The following is a 16,992-nucleotide window of genomic DNA, read 5'->3' as shown; positions in this document are numbered from 1 at the left end:
CGATTGCTTGTCTCACGCAGACATAGCCCTTATAGACTTTATATTCCGTTGAGGCGGCGTCGAATCGCTCGGTAGCAGGAATAGCCTGCTGCATGCGCAAACGCCAGCCGCCGTGCTATCTCCGGACGTTCAATTCAAGCTTCAGTCGAGAGTATCGCGTCGATCATGCTTACGCTTTTTCATCATCCCATGTCTTCGGGTTCGCGCTATGTGCGGCTCATCCTTGGCGAATATGGCGTTGAAGCGGAATTGATCGAGGAACGACCGTGGTCGCGTCGCAAGGAATTTCTGGCATTGAATCCGGCGGGCACCCTGCCTGTTCTTCTGGCTGAAAACGACCTCCCGGTCGTCGGCGCGACGGTGATTGCCGAATATCTGGACGAAACGCGCGGCGCCCTGAAACGCAGCCGCCGACTTCTGCCGGAAAGTCCGATGGAGCGCGCCGAAGTGCGCCGCCTCGTTGACTGGTTCCTGCTGAAATTTGAAAATGAAGTGACGCGCCACATCGCCCGCGAACGTGTGTTCAAGCTGCAAATGGCTGCCGAAATGGGCGGTAGCGCGCCGGATTCAACCGCTATCCGTGCCGCCCGCACCAATATCCGCCAGCACATGAAATATATCGACTGGCTGGCCGCGACGCGCGACTGGCTTGGCGGCGCGCATCCAAGCTATGCCGACATGGCTGCGGCAGCATGCATTTCCGTGCTAGACTATCTGGGCGAAATCGAATGGGGCGAAACCAAAGCGGCGCGTGACTGGTATGCACGCATGAAATCGCGCCCGGCTTTCCGCCCATTGCTTTCTGACCGCGTGCGCGGGCTTGCCCCGGTGGCCCATTATGGCGACCTCGACTTCTAATTCGAAGACAGACAAGCTGAAGCGCTTCCTGATCGAAGAGGCGAAGGCGGTCGGTTTCGATGCCGTCGCCTTCACCACGCCGGATGCAATTCCGCAAGCGCCTGAACGGTTGCGCCAATATATTGCCGATGGCCACCATGCCGATATGGAATGGATGGAGGAAACCGAGGCGCGCCGTAGCGATCCAAGCGTGCTGTGGCCGGAAGTCCGTTCCATCATGATGCTGGCGATGAATTACGGGCCGGATGCCAATCCGCTTGCCATTCTGGAAAAACGAGATCGCGCGGCCATCTCGGTCTATGCGCAGAACCGCGACTATCATGATATCATCAAGGGCAAGCTGAAGCATGTGGCAAGCCGTTTCGCCGCGCGTGCCGGGCAGGACGTCAAAGTCTTCGTCGATACAGCGCCCGTCATGGAAAAGCCGCTGGCTGAGGCCGCCGGTCTTGGCTGGCAGGGCAAGCACACCAATCTGGTGAGCCGCGAGCTTGGTTCGTGGCTGTTCCTCGGCTCGATCTTCACCACGGCGGAGATCCCGCCCGACAAGCCTGAACGCGACCATTGCGGCTCCTGCCGCGCCTGTCTCGACGCCTGCCCGACCAAGGCCTTCCCCTCGCCCTATCGCATCGACGCAAGGCGCTGCATTTCCTATCTCACCATCGAGAACAAGGGGCCGATCCCGCACGAATTCCGGAAAGTCATGGGCAACCGCATCTATGGCTGCGACGACTGCCTTTCCGTCTGCCCGTGGAACAAGTTTGCGCAAGCGACCAGCGAAATGAAGTTGAAAGCCCGCGAGGACCTGAAAGCGCCGCGTCTGGCCGATCTGCTGATACTGGATGACCCCGCGTTCCGCACTTTGTTTTCCGGCTCCCCGGTGAAGCGTATCGGGCGCGACCGCTTTATTCGTAATGTGCTGATCGCTACCGGTAATTCCGGTGATGCGGCTCTTCTGCCAGATGTCGAACGATTGCTGGAAGACGAAGCGCCTGTCGTGCGCGGTGCAGCTATATGGGCCTTGAAGCAATTGGCCAATCCTGACCGTGTGGCTGAAATGCAGAAACGTCTGGCCTCATCGGAAGAGGATGCTACGGTGCAGGCGGAATGGAATACGGAGGCAATCTGATATGCGCATATTTCTGTTCGGAGCCGGTTATTCTGCCCAGGCCTTTGCTCAAAGGATGACCAGTGAGGCGGAACGCATCGACGGGACCACGCGGCACGAGCAGAAATTCCCGCTCCTTGAACAGGCAGGCATAAAGCCGATGCTCTTTGACGGTGAGACACCTTCGCCCGACCTTCTGGACCGGCTTGCCCAATCGACCCATGTGGTTGTTTCAATCTCTCCCGGCGAAAGCGGCGATCCGGCAGTCGCCGTTGTAGAAGAAGCGCTTCGCCGTCCCGACAACACCATTCGCTGGATCGGCTATCTGTCGACGGTTGGCGTCTATGGCGACCGTCAGGGCGAGTGGGTGGACGAGACGGCACCCTGCAAGCCAGCATCCCGTCGCAGTCTGGAACGCGTCAAAGCCGAAGAGGCATGGGGACAATTGAGCGAACGGCATGGAACGCCGCTCGCGGTCCTGCGCCTCTCAGGTATCTATGGACCGGGCCGCAACGCCTTCATTAATCTGGAACGCGGTACTGCACGGTGTATCATCAAAGACAATCAGGTTTTCAACCGCATCCATGTCGATGACATTGCCGGTAGCCTGCGCTTTCTGGCGGGAACCAACACGGGCGGCATCTTCAATATCACCGACAATGAACCAAGCCCGCCGCAGGATGTCGTCACCTTTGCAGCCGAACTGATGGGCGCGACGCCACCACCGGAAGTCCCCTTCGCTGAAGCCGACATGACGCCGATGGCGCGTTCCTTCTATGGCGAGAACAAGCGTGTCTCCAACCAGTATATCAGGGATCTTGGCTACGAATTCGTCTATCCCGACTACAAGACGGCCTTCTCGGCCATGTGGCGCGACGATAGCTGGCGCTGAAGTCGCGCCAGTGCTAAAAGCAGGCCTGCAATCGAACCGGGACAACACAGAATGAGCAGCACCGAACTCGCAACCAGATAAGCCGCAACAGCCTTTCCGACCTGTTGCGGCATCTGCCCCGGACCAATTTCCCTTAAAGCGCATCCCGAAAAGCGTGTGACGGTTTTCGGATGAGACGCGCGTTTTAAAGAAGGCAGATCGCCGCCCGAATTCTTTCTCGAGCGGATGCTTCGTCATGCCTTTTGATAACAAACAAACTCCACGCTGGAGTTATTCCCTGCCATTTGCGCTCGCGTTGATGGCTCCCTTCGACATTCTCGCCTCGCTGGCCATGGACATCTATCTGCCGGTCGTACCGTCCATGCCCGCCATCCTGCAAACGACACCCGCCATGGTGCAACTGACGCTCAGCCTCTACATGGTGATGCTGGGTGTCGGTCAACTGCTGTTCGGCCCGTTGTCGGACCGTTTCGGACGCAGGCCCATCCTGCTTGGCGGTGGATTGGTTTTCGCCCTCTCGTCTTTCGCTCTGGCGATCACCAACGATGCCACAGTTTTCGTGTTGCTTCGTTTCGTACAGGCAATGGGCGCCTCGGCGGCACTTGTCGCCACTTTCGCAACGGTCCGCGACGTCTATGCGACTCGTCCCGAAGGCGCGACGATCTACGGGCTTTTCAGCGCCATGCTTTCCTTCGTCCCTGCGCTTGGGCCGATTGCAGGCGCCCTGATTGCAAAAGGTTTCGGATGGCGGACAATCTTCGCATTGCTGGGCGTTTTCAGTCTCGTCGCAACATCGCGCGCCTGGCGCCACTGGCACGAAACGCGTCCGGCCAACAATGCACCAAGCGCTGGCAGTCTGGGCCGGATCATGGAGGACTTCCGCTTCTGGACCTATACGCTCGGCTTTGCGACGGCGATGGGCACGTTTTTCGTGTTCTTTTCCACGGCACCACGCATTCTGATCGAACGCGGCGGTTTCGGCGAAGCCGGCTTCAGCCTTGCCTTCGCAAGTGTTGCCGTCGTCATGATCGCCGCCACGCGCATCCTGCCACGCCATACGCAGAAATGGGGTGCCCGTAAAAGCGTAGCCCTTGGCATGGCCGTGCTCCTTGCCAGCGCGCTCCTGCTTCTGGCGGGTGAGAAACTGATGCAACCATCATTCACAAGCCTCATCGTCCCGATGTGGCTTGCCGCTGTCGGGATTGTTTTCACCGCATCGATGACAGCAAATGGCGCGCTTGCAGCCTTTGATGATAGTGCAGGTATGGCGGTCGCAGTCTACTTCTGCATTCAAAGCCTGATCGTCAGTCTCGCAGGAACCGCACTGGTCATTTTCCTGCCGGGCGACACTGCCTGGCCATTGATCACCTTCTGCACATTCATGCCGTTTCTGGTTCTGGCCATGCTTGTGAGGCTACGAAAGAGCTGAGGGAAATGGCGGTCGGCAGCGCAAACGGTCGACCGCCATTGAAGCCCTGCCAATCACACAGCATAATGCCCGCAATCCGGTTGCTTGATTCGCAACCGAAGCCCCGGCAAAACTGGAATTGCCCCATGATTGCAAACAGATTGAAGAAGATCGTTCTCGCAGCCTCGCTGGCCGCAATGATCGCGCCCGACTTCGTGCCAATGGCCATGGCGGAGGACATGCCCGCCAAACAGGCCTTCGGTGGCGAAGCGCTTCCCGTGCTGGCACAGCAGCCGCAATCCATCGGCTTTTATGCCAAGGGATGCCTCGCCGGTGCCGTGGCGCTGCCGACGGACGGACCGAACTGGCAGGTCATGCGCCTTTCGCGCAACCGACGCTGGGGCCATCCGCGCATGATCGGCCTTCTGGAAAAACTGTCCCGCGACGCGGCAAAGGACGGCTGGCCCGGTCTGCTCGTCGGTGACATCTCGCAGCCGCGCGGCGGTCCGATGCTGACCGGCCATGCCTCGCATCAGGTCGGCCTCGATGCTGACATCTGGCTGACGCCGATGCCGAAAAAGCGGTTTAGCGACGCCGAACGCGAAAGCGTTTCCGCCGTCTCGATGCTGAAGCCGGATTCGCTTTATGTGGACCCGAAGAAGTGGACCCCTGCCCGCACGGCCCTCATCAGACATGCCGCAAGCTATCCGGAAGTCGAGCGCATCTTCGTGCATCCGGGCATCAAGAAGCAGCTTTGCGACACGGTGACGGGTGATCGAAGCTGGCTCGGCAAGGTTCGCCCCTATTGGGGTCACTTCTACCATTTCCATGTGCGCCTGACCTGCCAGCCCGGCTCGCCCCAATGCAAGCCGCAACCGAAAGTGGCTGCTGGCGACGGTTGTGACAAGTCGCTTGCCTGGTGGTTCACCGACGAGCCATGGAAGCCTGCAAAGCCTTCAAAGGAACCGCCGAAAAAGCCGCGCCCGGTGATGGTGTCCGATCTGCCGAAGGCCTGTGCCGCGGTCCTCAACGGTCCTGCGCCGAATTCGGTCGCTGATGTTACCTATGGAGTGCAATAAAGGCTTTTAGCGCTTTTCACGTTGTCGGCACTTCGCTATAGGTTTAAAACGATTTAAAACGCCGGAGCGGTTCCTGTTTTTACAGTGTCGCTGGAACTGCTCCAGCTTGTTTCACCACATTTTCCTACGCAAAATCGTTTCACACTTTTGCTGGAAATGTTCTAATGACAAGGTTATCAACTCGTAAGGTTGCTCATTCATGACGGAACGCCTGCGCATCGCATTGATTGCCCACGACCAGAAGAAGGATGACATGGTCTCCTTCGCAAAAGCGCATGAGCAGGCTTTGGCCCGCTATGACATCGTGGCGACGGGCACGACCGGCGGCCTCATTCTGGATGCCTGCCCTTCACTCAGCATTCAGCGTGTGAAAAGCGGGCCGCTGGGCGGAGACCAGCAGATCGGCGCGATGATCGCGGAAGGCACGGTGGAAGTACTCATCTTCTTCATCGACCCGCTGTCCCCGCTTCCGCACGATGTCGATGTGAAGGCGCTGACACGCCTCGGCAGCGTCTATGATATTCCAATGGCGCTCAATCGCGCGACAGCGGAAAAGCTGATCAAGGCGCTTGATTAATCCTGCACAAGACAGGCTCGCCCGCAGAAGACCACTGCGGGGGAAGACATAACTAGGGAGAGGACATGCCGGCGGCTACAGCATGTCTCCCAAAAGTGGGAACCGGTTTTGGACAAAGACATGCATGAAAACAAAGAGATAGAGCGGACCGAACAGAGTTTTCGGTTTCCGGTACTCGTCGGCGATATCGGCGGTACCAATGCCCGCTTTGCTATCCTGGTGGATTCCAATGCCGAGCCGAAGGAGTTTCCCGTTCTCCAGACGGCGGATTATGTAACCATCGACGAGGCGATACAGAGCGCCATTCTCGATCACACCTCGATCCAGCCACGTTCCGCCATTCTTGCTGTGGCTGGTCCGGTCGACGGTGACGAGATCGACCTCACCAATTGCGACTGGGTCGTGCGCCCAAAGAAGATGATCGCCGACCTCGGGTTCGAGGACGTGACTGTGCTCAACGATTTCGAGGCGCAGGCGCTCGCCGTCGTGTCTCTCGGCAGCGATCATCTGGAACAGATCGGTGGCAGGCCGGAAGAAGTGATCGCCACCCGCGTCGTGCTTGGGCCGGGCACAGGCCTTGGCGTGGCCGGTCTTGTGCGCACGCGCCATGCATGGGTGCCGGTGCCGGGCGAAGGCGGCCATATCGATATCGGCCCGCGCACGACACGCGACTATCAGGTCTTCCCGCATATCGAACGTATCGAAGGCCGCGTCGCAGGCGAGCAGATCCTGTGCGGACGCGGCCTGCGTAATCTCTATCTCGCCATATGCGCCGCCGACAAGGTGACACCAACGCTCGAGACACCCGCCGACATCACATCAGCCGGGCTCGATGGCAGCAATGTACAGGCAGAGGAAACCCTGCATCTGTTCGTCACCTATCTCGGACGCCTTGCGGGCGATCTGGCGCTGATCTTCATGGCGCATGGTGGCGTCTATCTTTCGGGCGGCATTCCGCAGCGCATCCTTTCCGCACTCAAGGCAGGCGCTTTCCGTGAAGCCTTCGAAGACAAGGCCCCGCACAAGGCCATCATGCGCGACATTCCTGTCCGCGTAATCACGCACCAGCTTGCAGCCCTCACCGGGCTTTCGACCTTTGCGCAGGCCCCTGCCCGTTTCGAAGTCTCGACCGAAGGACGCCGCTGGTGCATTGGAGCATGATTCCGAAAAGTGGGAACCGGTTTTCGGGTAAAATCATGCTCAAACAAAAATTTAGAGCGGGATGATGGTTCAGCTTAAAAACATCCCGCTCTGACCGGCAAAGCTTGAGGATGGTCAAGCCGCACAGATAACGTTATAGAAACGCTGCACTGAAATTGCCGATGGCTTTTTCAGTGCAGCGTTTTCATATGGGCGCCATATGGGAAGTCGTATTTTTCAACGATAGCCGCCGGGCCTGCCGGAGGGCTAAGAGACAAAAAGCGCTTTTGCACGTGAGTCTATTCAAGAAGAAAAACAAGAAGATCGATACGGGCGAAGCCACCCGCGTAATCCGGCGCATGATGTCGGAAAACATCCGCGAATATAAGAAGAATTACATTATCGCCATCCTCGCATCGCTCATCGTCGGCGGATCGAATGGCGCGCTGGCCTATCTGATGAAGCCGATGATCGACAAGATCTTCTACGAGCAGAATCTCGGTCTGGTCTGGGTCATTTGCGGCACATTGCTGGTCATTTTCATCTTGCGCGGCTTTTCCGGCTACATACAGGCTGTCGAACTTGCCAAGATCGGCAACAATCTGGTCGCGCGCTATCAGAAGCGCATTTTCGACCATCTGATGAAGCTCGGTCTCGATTTCTACAACGATACGCGTTCAGGTCATCTGGCAGCGCAGATCAACCAGAATGTTTCTGGGATTCGCGACCTTCTCAACATGACGATTTCGTCGATCGCACGCGATCTCATTTCGCTTATCGGTCTCGTCGGCACGATGTTCTATATGGACCCTATACTGTCCGTTGCGATTTTCCTGATCGGCCCGCCGCTCATTCTGGCCGTTGCCTATATTTCGCGCCGCATTCGCTCCGTCACCCGCGATCTCGTGCATCTCAACTCCCATTTGCTGGGTGCGATGCAGGAATCGATTCAGGGCATTGCCATCGTCAAGGCCTTTACGATGGAAGATCAGCTGCGCGCCAAGATCGGCAAGCTCATCGACCAGTCTGAGGGCCGCAGCAACAAGATCGCCAAGGTCTCCGAGCGCACGACGCCCATTTCAGAAATGCTGGCGGGTTTTGCTGTGGCGGGCGTGCTGGCCTATAGCGGCTATCGTGCAATTCTCGAGCAACAGCCCCCCGGCGCAACCTTCGCCTTCATCACTGCAATGCTGCTCGCCTACGATCCGGCTCGCCGCCTCGCCCGCCTTCAGGTCGGGCTGGAAAAAGCGCTCGTCAATGCACGCATGATCTATGAGGTGCTGGATATAGAGCCGCGCCAGCGCGATCTTCCAAGCGCCGTGGAACTGAAGGCGGGTCCCGGTGAAATCCGCTTCGAGGATATTTACTTCTCCTATAACGAGACCGCTCCGGTCCTGCATGGCGTCAGCTTTGTCGCCAAAGCGGGCGAAACCACCGCCGTGGTTGGCGCTTCGGGCGCGGGCAAGTCGACGCTCATCAATCTCGTCCAGCGCTTCTACGATCTCGACAGCGGCAAGATTCTGTTCGACGGACAGGATATTGCGCAGGTCAAGAAGCGCTCGCTGCGCCATGGCATCGCCTATGTTTCGCAACAGCCCTATCTGTTCGAAGGCACCATTGCCGACAATATCCGCTATGGCCGCCCGGATGCGACGGACGAGGAAATCATTGAGGCGGCCAAGCTCGCCCATGCGCATGAGTTTATCCTGCAGCAGCCACAGGGCTACGATACACCGGTCGGCGAAAATGGTGTGACGCTGTCCGGCGGCCAGCGACAGCGCGTTTCCATCGCCCGCGCCATCGTGCGCAATGCGCCGGTTCTCCTGCTCGACGAGGCGACTTCCGCGCTCGACAACGAATCGGAAAAACGGGTCCAGCAGGCGCTGGAAGGCATCATGCAAAACCGCACCACAATCGTGATTGCGCATCGCCTTTCCACGGTGGTCAATGCGGACCGCATCGTGGTGATGGAAGCCGGTCGCGTGGTGGAGGAAGGTCGTCACGACGATCTGATAGCCATCCAGAATGGCGTCTATGCGCGCTTCTATCAATTGCAGAGCGGCAATGGCGATATCATCACCGAAACGACGGCAAAAGAATTGCGGACAGGAGAACCCCGATGAGCGGAGAAACGCAGAACAGCGAAATGGGTCTTGTCGTCGTCGGTGCTGGCGGGCGTATGGGACAGACCTTGATCCGTACAATCCAGACCATTGAAGGTGCGAAACTGGTCGGCGCCATCGAACGCTCCAGCTCTCACCTTCTGGGCAGGGATGCAGGCGAAGTCACCGGCATAGGCCCACTGGGCGTGACAATCACAGACGATCCGCTGCCGGTCTTCGCCAAGGCGCAGGGCGTCCTCGATTTCACAAGCCCTACGGCAAGCGTGGAATTTGCAGGGCTTGCCGCGCAGGCGCGCATCGTGCACGTCATCGGCACGACGGGCTGCTCGACGGAAGATGACGAGAAAATCCGCGCCGCCGCCCGGCACGCAACCATCGTCAAATCCGGCAATATGAGCCTCGGCGTCAATCTTCTGTCCGTTCTTGTGCAGAAGGCGGCGCAAGCACTCGATCCAGCAGATTTCGACATCGAAATTCTCGAAATGCACCACAAGCACAAGGTCGATGCACCGTCCGGCACCGCGCTGCTTCTCGGAGAAGCGGCAGCCAGGGGACGCGATATCGCGCTGACGGAAAACAGTGTTCGCGTGCGCGACGGCTATACCGGCCCACGCGAAACCGGTTCCATCGGCTTTGCAACATTGCGCGGCGGTTCGGTCATCGGCGAACATTCGATCATCCTGGCCGGCCCCGGTGAACGCGTCGTTCTCTCGCATCATGCCGAGGACCGTTCGATCTTCGCGCGCGGCGCCATCAAGGCCGCACTCTGGGCCTATGGCAAAAAGCCCGGCCTCTATTCCATGCTCGACGTTCTCGGGCTGAATGACTGATTATCTTTATTAACGGAGCGTTGCATATGTCTCGTACTCTCGTCCTGGTCCGCCATGGTCAAAGCGAATGGAACCTCAAGAATCTTTTCACCGGATGGCGCGATCCGGGCCTGACCGAACAGGGCCATGCCGAAGCCAAGGCCGCTGGCCAGCGCCTGAAAGCTGCCGGTCTGAAGTTCGACATCGCCTATACGTCTGCACTGTCGCGTGCGCAGGTGACCTGCCAGCACATTCTTGATGAACTCGGCCAGTCCGATCTCCAGACGATCCGTGATCAGGCCCTGAATGAACGCGACTATGGCGATCTGTCCGGCCTCAACAAGGATGATGCCCGCATCAAATGGGGTGAAGAACAGGTCCATATCTGGCGCCGCTCCTATGACGTCCCGCCTCCGGGTGGCGAGAGCCTGAAGGACACCGGCGCGCGCGTGTGGCCCTATTATCTGCACACGGTGCAGCCGCACGTGCTGCGCGGCGAGACGGTTCTGGTTGCCGCACACGGTAATTCACTCCGCGCACTCATCATGGCGCTCGACGGCCTGACGCCGGAACAGATTCTCAAGCAGGAACTCAACACCGGTGTTCCGGTCGTTTACCGGCTTAACGCCGATTCGACTGTCGCTTCGAAGGAAATTCTCGAAGCCTGATAGCTGTCTGGCTGTGAATTTATCGGGCGCGTCAGCGCGCCCGTCCCTCTTTTCAACGCGAAAAAAGCATTGGCTGAAAAAAAGCTGGCTGAATGTCGAAAACGCGATTGACAGAGGCAGGTCGACCCCTTAGATGGGTCCTCGTCGCCCAGATGGCGGAATTGGTAGACGCACCAGCTTCAGGTGCTGGCGCTCGCAAGGGCGTGGAGGTTCGAGTCCTCTTCTGGGCACCATTTCCAAGTCTTCGGACCACTACCAAGGTTCAGAAGCATTCCAAAAAGCCCGCGCAAGCGGGCTTTTTTGCTTTCTGGCGGATTGTTCCGGCTGAACCGCCGTCCGAACTGATTTCCCCTTTCCGAGGCTCCCCGCTTTTCCTGCCCCTGTTGCAACGGGTCGTCGTTCCGCGCATTCTTGTCATACGCAAATCGGAGGCGAGATGAGCCATGCAACAACCGGATTATGATCGGGACTTTGGCGAAATCATCCGCTGGCTGAAACAGGAAGGCCTGATTCTGCAAACAGACCTCGAAGGCAATACGGAGCTTTCCACCCGCGCCGAGCGCATAGACCGCAAAAGGCGCAAGGCGGCAGAAATACCTCCTGACAGCCCGCGACTATCCTGATCCGCTCCCAGCCTGTAAGCTGGAGCATGTCTCCCGAAAGTGGGAACCGGTTTCGGGATAAAGATATGCGTGAAAATAGATAGAGTGGTTCCAGCGGCTCTGTTTTTACCAGAACCGCTCTACGCCCCGCGTGGCGGGCTTTCTGGGAGGAAAATCATGCGACGGATCATTGTTGGAACGTTTCTGAGCCTCGACGGTGTAATGCAGGCGCCGGGTGGACCGGAAGAGGATCAAACAGGCCAATTCGAATATGGCGGCTGGACAGTACCCTATTGGGACGATGTGATTGCCGGAGCCATGGGCGAAAGCTTTTCCAAGCCGTTCGACCTGCTTTTGGGCAGGCGCACCTATGATATTTTTGCTGCCCATTGGCCGCATCAGGTAACAGACCCAAACGACCCCGGTTTTGTACCTGGTGAAGGCGAGATTGCCAGAATGTTCAACGAAGTGACGAAATATGTCGCGACGCACAGGCCGGAAAGCCTGAACTGGCAGAACAGTGAACTGCTGGGCGACGATATCATCGCCTCATTGAGAGCCATCAAGGCCACCGAAGGCCCTGACCTGTCAGTCTCGGGCAGCAGCGAACTGGTTCATCAGTTGCTTGCCAGCGATCTCGTCGACGAATTGCGGCTGTTGATCTATCCGGTCGTCCTTGGCAGGGGTAAGCGACTGTTCGACGGGCAATCCATGCCATCGGCATTCAAGCTAGTCAGTTCCACCACATCGCCCAGCGGCGTCATCATTGCCAATTATCAGCGTTCAGACGAACTCAAGACTGGTTCTTTCGCGATGGACCACCCTTCGGAAGAAGAAATCGAGCGACGCAAGAACCTTTCCTGATTTCAGCCAGGCTTCCGAACCACTGGAGCAGAGTGCCCGGCTTCTCCGGCAAGGCTTTGTCAACAACCCGATGAATTGTGCCTATTGCGCTGATATCGCAATTGGCGGCACAATCCCGCGTCCTTAATTCATTTGCTTACAATTATAATAACGGGGAGCCAATATGCGCCGAAGAGGCTTGCTGGAGTTTGAAGGGAACAGAACGCTTTACGGCCTGTTTCTGTTCTGCGCGGTCTGCGCCATTGCAGGCAGTCTCATGAGCTATAGTGGCGAGGATTCCGCATGGCGCTGGCTGCATTATCTGACCAAGCCGACGGCGACCTTGCTGCTGCTCGCCGCCGTGCTTTGCGCCGGGCGACCCAAATCGAAATCCTATGGTTTCGCGGTCGCCTTTGGCCTGGCTTTTGCCGCACTCGGCGACTTGTTTCTGATGCTGCCCGGCGATTATTTCATGGCGGGCCTGATCTGCTTTCTCATCACCCATTGTGCCTATATCTATGCGCTTTGCCGCAAAACACGCTTTGCAGCGCACAAGGGCGTATTCATCCTTTTTACCATCGCAGCCCTCGCTATCATAACGGGCCTCTGGTCATCGCTGCCGACGCCCCTGAAAATCCCTGTCATCATCTATGCCGCTGCACTTGGCATCATGGCGGCACAGGCGATGAGCCGCGCGCTCGGCACCGAACCGAAAACGCCGCAGCGCTATGCCGCCTGGCTTGCTGCGGTGGGCGGCCTCTTCTTCATGGCAAGCGACACGCTACTCGCCTATGGACGGTTCAGCCTCGACATTCCGCTGAACGGCCTCTGGGTGCTTGCAACTTATTATGCCGCGCAATTCCTCTTTGCCCGCTCGACCGAGGATTTTGCCAATGGCGACTGAAGAACAGGCATTGCAGCGCTCATTCGAACGCCTGCGTCACGCGTGGCTCGAAGATCGGCCTGCCTATGAACAGCGTCTGGACGACCTGAAGCGTCTGCGTGAAAGGCTCGAAGCGAGACTGGATGAAATGGCGAAAGCCATCAGCACAGATTTCGGCAATCGGTCGCTGCACGAAACATTGCTCGGTGAGGCCAGCGTCGTTTTTGCCGAAATCGACGACGCCCTACACAATCTCAAACGCTGGATGAAACCGAAACGCCGCAAGGCGGGCTGGAAAATGTGGCCTGCCAAAGCCGAAATTCGCTATGTTCCGCTGGGCGTGGTGGGGATCATCGCACCGTGGAACTATCCGGTCAATCTGGCGCTGGCGCCGCTTGTCGCGGCAATCGCAGCCGGAAACCACGTTTTCCTGAAACCATCCGAACACACACCGCGCACCGCCGAATTCCTGCAGAGCCTGCTTGCCGATGTTTTTCCAGATGATCGTGTTGCCGTGGCACTTGGCGACGCATCGCTTTCCGCACAATTTGCGTCGCTGCCATTCGACCATCTCTTTTTCACCGGCTCCACCGCCGTCGGGCGCAAGATCATGGCAGCCGCTGCGCCGAACCTGACGCCGGTAACGCTGGAGCTTGGCGGCAAGTCGCCCGCCATTGTCAGCGAAAATGCCAACCTCAAGCGTGCCGCCCACGCAATCGCCACAGGAAAATTCTTCAATGCAGGGCAAACCTGTATCGCGCCGGACTATGTTCTGATCCATCACAGCAAGCGCGACGAATTCGTGAACCTTCTGCGTGCGGAAATGCAGATGCGTTACGGCAGCGCATCAGCGGAAAAAGACCGCACGACAATCATCAACGATGCTCAGGAAGCGCGACTGTCGAAACTGCTGGCCGATGCCGCAAACGGGAGCGAGGCCGTCATCGATCTTCCGGTGGGCTCTAATCAGCCGCGATCAATGGCGCCCGCACTCGTGCTGGAACCTGCCACAGACAGCGCGATCATGCAGGAGGAGATTTTCGGCCCGCTTCTGCCAATCGTCAGCTATCACCTGCTCGACGATGCGATCGATTTTGTTCTGAAACTTGATCGTCCGCTGGCCCTTTACTGTTTCAGCGACAATACGGCAGAGATTGAAATGATGCTCAGCAGCATCGTGGCTGGCGGTGTCTGCGTCAACGACACGCTCTACCATTTCGCCTGCACTAACCTGCCATTCGGCGGCGTGGGTGCAAGTGGCATGGGCCAATATCATGGCCACGACGGTTTTCTAACCTTTTCCAAGGCCATGCCGGTCCTGACCAAATACGTCCCGGCTCCGAGTGATATCATCAAGCCGCCCTATACCGGCCTCACCGACCGGTTGATCCGTTTCATTGCGAGATGAGTCAGGGAACTGCACGGAAAGAGATCGCGTTTAGCTCCAGAGGTCGCCCAATTGTGTAGGGAATAGCTATTCAAACAGATGTACAATTTGACTATATAGAGATGGATGCCAGTTTATCGCACAGGCAGATGTCATAGTCTTTCGGAACCGAATACCTGACAGGTGACAAACGGGTGCTGAAAAAGAAAGAACCAAACCGGATATCGAAATCCATCCTGACTGCCATCCGGAACAGGCCGGGTTACAGGCCGCTCAACGCCAATATTACCGGCGGTGATATCGTCATTGCATCCTACAATGTTCACAAATGCATTGGCATCGACAAACAATTCAATCCGCAGCGAACGGCCGAGGTCATCAGTGAAATCGATGCGGATGTGATCGCGTTGCAGGAAGCCGACAGGCGTTTCGGCGAGCGTTCCGGCCTGCTCGATCTGGGTCTGCTTGAACGCCGCCATGGGCTCGTCCCAATTCCCATCACCGCAACAATGCCAAAGGGGCATGGCTGGCATGGCAACGTGCTTCTGTTCCGCGAAGGCGTGGTGCGCAATGTGCAGCAGCTCAAGCTTCCTGGCATCGAGCCGCGCGGCGCTCTGGTCGCGGACCTGCAGTTTCCGGCAGGACCTCTCCGGGTGATTGCCGCGCATCTTGGTCTCTTGAAACGTTCCCGCGAACAGCAGGCCGAAAGCATTCTCACCGCCTTACAGGAGGCCGACACACTGCCGACCCTGCTGATCGGCGACCTTAATGAATGGCGCATCGGCAAACGCTCGTCGCTTGCAGCCCTGATGCCGACATTCAACCATGTCGCCACGGCAGTCCCGAGTTTCCCGTCACGTTTCCCGGTTTTTGCGCTGGATCGCGTGTTAGGTGCCCCGCACAATCTGGTTACATCGGTTGAAGTCCACAATACGCCGCTTGCGCGTCTGGCATCCGATCATCTGCCCATCAAGGCGCATCTCGATCTCAAATCGGCAACGAACCTTCTGGAAGAATACAGCCCGGAAATATTCACGAGCCGGACGGGGTAATGCTTATAGATAGGGCGAACCCAGCCAGATTATCCGGTCCAGAAGCCGTTCCAGAAATGGCCGGTTCTTGAGGCGCGCAAGATTGACCTCGCGGCTCTCCTCTATCACCTTGCCGATGCGCTCTTCCACCTGACGGGCCACATCGCGGTCGAGGATTTCCAGATCGACCTCGAAATTCAGCCGCAGCGAGCGTGGATCGATGTTGGACGACCCGACATAGGACCATGCGCCGTCGATGGTCATCAGCTTCGAATGATTGAAAGCCCCACCCGCCCGCCAGATGCGGCAGCCATCCTTCAACAACTGGTCAAACTGCGCGCGCATGGCGCGATCCACCAGCTTCAGATTGTTGACGCCCGGCACGACGATATCGACTGACACGCCGCGCCGCGCCGCTGTCACCAGCGCACTGATCAATTCGCGATCCGGCAGAAGATAAGGCGTCATGATGAGAATATGCTGCTCGGCAATCGAGAAGGCCCCCATCATCATGCGCTGGTTGGTTTCCACATTCTTGTCGGGGCCTGACCCGACGACACGCACCAGCGTTCCTGTCCCCGGCGGGTTTTCCGGCGGCGCTATCTTCCAGGCTTCACCCGTCAGAAGCTCGCCGGTCGCAAAGCGCCAGTCTTCGGATGCGATGTGAAAGAGATCGGCAATCGCCGGACCTTTCAACTTGAAATGCGTATCGAAGGCAACTGCGTCGCCCGCTATCGCGCGTACGAAACCCGCACGAATATTCATACCGCCGGTAAAGGCTGTTTTGCCGTCGACGATGAGGATTTTGCGGTGAGTGCGCAAGTTCGCATAAGGCAGGCGCAGCCCGATGATGATATTGCCGTTGAACACATCGACGGCAACACCCTTGTCCTTCAAAAGCTTCACGATGCTCGGAAAGGAATAGCGTGCACCGACCGCATCGACCAGCACACGCACTTCCACGCCACGCCTGACCGCGTCACCCAGAGCATCGGCAAATTTTTCGCCAATGGCATCCCGATCAAAGATATAGGTTTCCAGCATGATGCTGCGCTGGGCATTGCCTATCGCATCGAGCATTGCGGCATAAGCTTCGTCGCCCGTTTCCAGCATTTCGATGCTGTTGCCACTGGTGAAGTCATACAGGCTGACGGCATCACCCAATATCTTCATCGCACCGAACTGGCGTCCGAAGGCAGCTCGCACCAGATCGTTTGTCGTATCGAAATGCGACAGGTGATAGAGCGCGATCTTGCCCATATTGGCACGCTGGTGGGTAAGCGTCGAACGGCGGATGCGGTTCACGCCCGCGATAGCATAGACCACCGCCCCCACGATAGGCGACAGCACGATCACGCCGACCCAACCAATGGCGGTGCGCACCTCCTCCTTTGTCATGGTCGCATGAATGGCGGCAATCGCTCCGAGAACGATCGACAGGACGAACAGGATATGCGGCCAGTAGTGGGAAACGAGATCGAGCATCACATGAACTTTAAACGAAAAACAACTGCAATAGCAAAGAGATATAATGCGAAGCAGACTAAACGAACAGTGGGCCCAATAACGATCCGGTGTGCTCTGCGC

The 16,992-nt window shown here is 57.8% G+C and carries 16 protein-coding genes and 1 tRNA gene; 16 read left to right on the top strand and 1 reads right to left on the bottom strand.

All coding sequences use genetic code 11. The features are described from left to right. Window positions 1-165 precede the first annotated feature (165 nt). The 16 genes from HWX93_RS04725 (at window position 166) to HWX93_RS04650 (ending at window position 15,426) form a co-directional block, all read left to right on the top strand. Window positions 166-858: a glutathione S-transferase family protein gene (locus tag HWX93_RS04725; protein ID WP_010659404.1), complete on the top strand. Its 693-nt coding sequence runs from the start codon at window positions 166-168 to the stop codon at window positions 856-858. Further along, a complete protein-coding gene (gene queG / locus HWX93_RS04720; RefSeq protein WP_176036670.1) occupies window positions 839-1,984 on the top strand; it encodes a tRNA epoxyqueuosine(34) reductase QueG in 1,146 nt (381 codons plus the stop codon). The genes HWX93_RS04725 and queG overlap by 20 nt, the downstream gene beginning before the upstream one ends. A gap of 1 nt (window position 1,985) precedes the next feature. Beyond that, a complete protein-coding gene (locus HWX93_RS04715) occupies window positions 1,986-2,855 on the top strand; it encodes an SDR family oxidoreductase (protein WP_176036669.1) in 870 nt (289 codons plus the stop codon). 235 nt (window positions 2,856-3,090) lie between these two features. Then, window positions 3,091-4,284 carry a CmlA/FloR family chloramphenicol efflux MFS transporter gene (gene cml / locus HWX93_RS04710; RefSeq protein WP_176036668.1) on the top strand — a complete coding sequence of 398 codons (1,194 nt, stop codon included), beginning with the start codon at window positions 3,091-3,093 and terminating at the stop codon, window positions 4,282-4,284. A 125-nt stretch (window positions 4,285-4,409) separates the two neighbouring features. Beyond that, the gene (gene mepA, locus HWX93_RS04705) at window positions 4,410-5,342 is read left to right on the top strand and encodes a penicillin-insensitive murein endopeptidase (protein ID WP_109988672.1); all 933 of its coding nucleotides are present in this window, start codon (window positions 4,410-4,412) and stop codon (window positions 5,340-5,342) included. A 199-nt stretch (window positions 5,343-5,541) separates the two neighbouring features. Next, a complete protein-coding gene (locus HWX93_RS04700) occupies window positions 5,542-5,919 on the top strand; it encodes a methylglyoxal synthase (protein ID WP_109988671.1) in 378 nt (125 codons plus the stop codon). A gap of 120 nt (window positions 5,920-6,039) precedes the next feature. Then, window positions 6,040-7,080 (top strand): glucokinase, encoded by a 1,041-nt coding sequence (locus HWX93_RS04695; protein ID WP_176036667.1) that lies wholly within the window; start codon window positions 6,040-6,042, stop codon window positions 7,078-7,080. A 272-nt stretch (window positions 7,081-7,352) separates the two neighbouring features. Continuing rightward, window positions 7,353-9,182, top strand: a complete 1,830-nt coding sequence (locus tag HWX93_RS04690) for an ABC transporter ATP-binding protein (RefSeq protein WP_176036666.1) — start codon at window positions 7,353-7,355, stop codon at window positions 9,180-9,182. Further along, window positions 9,179-10,012 carry a 4-hydroxy-tetrahydrodipicolinate reductase gene (gene dapB / locus HWX93_RS04685; RefSeq protein WP_176036665.1) on the top strand — a complete coding sequence of 278 codons (834 nt, stop codon included), beginning with the start codon at window positions 9,179-9,181 and terminating at the stop codon, window positions 10,010-10,012. Before HWX93_RS04690 ends, dapB begins: the two co-directional genes overlap by 4 nt. 26 nt (window positions 10,013-10,038) lie before the next feature. Then, on the top strand, window positions 10,039-10,659 hold the full coding sequence (locus tag HWX93_RS04680; protein WP_109988668.1) for a 2,3-bisphosphoglycerate-dependent phosphoglycerate mutase: 621 nt from the start codon (window positions 10,039-10,041) through the stop codon (window positions 10,657-10,659). 146 nt (window positions 10,660-10,805) lie between these two features. Further along, window positions 10,806-10,892: transfer RNA gene (locus tag HWX93_RS04675), tRNA-Leu, on the top strand. 210 nt (window positions 10,893-11,102) lie between these two features. After that, complete coding sequence (locus tag HWX93_RS04670; RefSeq protein WP_109988666.1) at window positions 11,103-11,282, top strand: hypothetical protein; 180 nt, start codon at window positions 11,103-11,105, stop codon at window positions 11,280-11,282. A 156-nt stretch (window positions 11,283-11,438) separates the two neighbouring features. Further along, on the top strand, window positions 11,439-12,125 hold the full coding sequence (locus tag HWX93_RS04665) for a dihydrofolate reductase family protein (RefSeq protein WP_176036664.1): 687 nt from the start codon (window positions 11,439-11,441) through the stop codon (window positions 12,123-12,125). Between the two features lie 163 nt (window positions 12,126-12,288). Beyond that, window positions 12,289-13,008: a lysoplasmalogenase gene (locus tag HWX93_RS04660; RefSeq protein ID WP_176036663.1), complete on the top strand. Its 720-nt coding sequence runs from the start codon at window positions 12,289-12,291 to the stop codon at window positions 13,006-13,008. Beyond that, entirely contained in the window at window positions 12,998-14,395 is a 1,398-nt protein-coding gene (locus tag HWX93_RS04655; RefSeq protein WP_176036662.1) for a coniferyl aldehyde dehydrogenase, read from the top strand. Before HWX93_RS04660 ends, HWX93_RS04655 begins: the two co-directional genes overlap by 11 nt. 173 nt (window positions 14,396-14,568) lie before the next feature. Beyond that, entirely contained in the window at window positions 14,569-15,426 is an 858-nt protein-coding gene (locus HWX93_RS04650) for an endonuclease/exonuclease/phosphatase family protein (protein ID WP_176036661.1), read from the top strand. Window positions 15,427-15,429: 3 nt separating this feature from the next. Here the strand turns inward: HWX93_RS04650 and cls are convergent, their stop codons facing one another. Continuing rightward, a complete protein-coding gene (gene cls / locus HWX93_RS04645; RefSeq protein WP_109988661.1) occupies window positions 15,430-16,890 on the bottom strand; it encodes a cardiolipin synthase in 1,461 nt (486 codons plus the stop codon). Window positions 16,891-16,992: the final 102 nt, after the last annotated feature.

The sequence above is a fragment of the Brucella tritici genome, assembly GCF_902825325.1.
GTDB lineage: Bacteria > Pseudomonadota > Alphaproteobacteria > Rhizobiales > Rhizobiaceae > Brucella.
The sequence above is the reverse complement of the archived record's forward strand: the minus strand, read 5'-3'. Positions and strand labels throughout refer to the sequence as shown.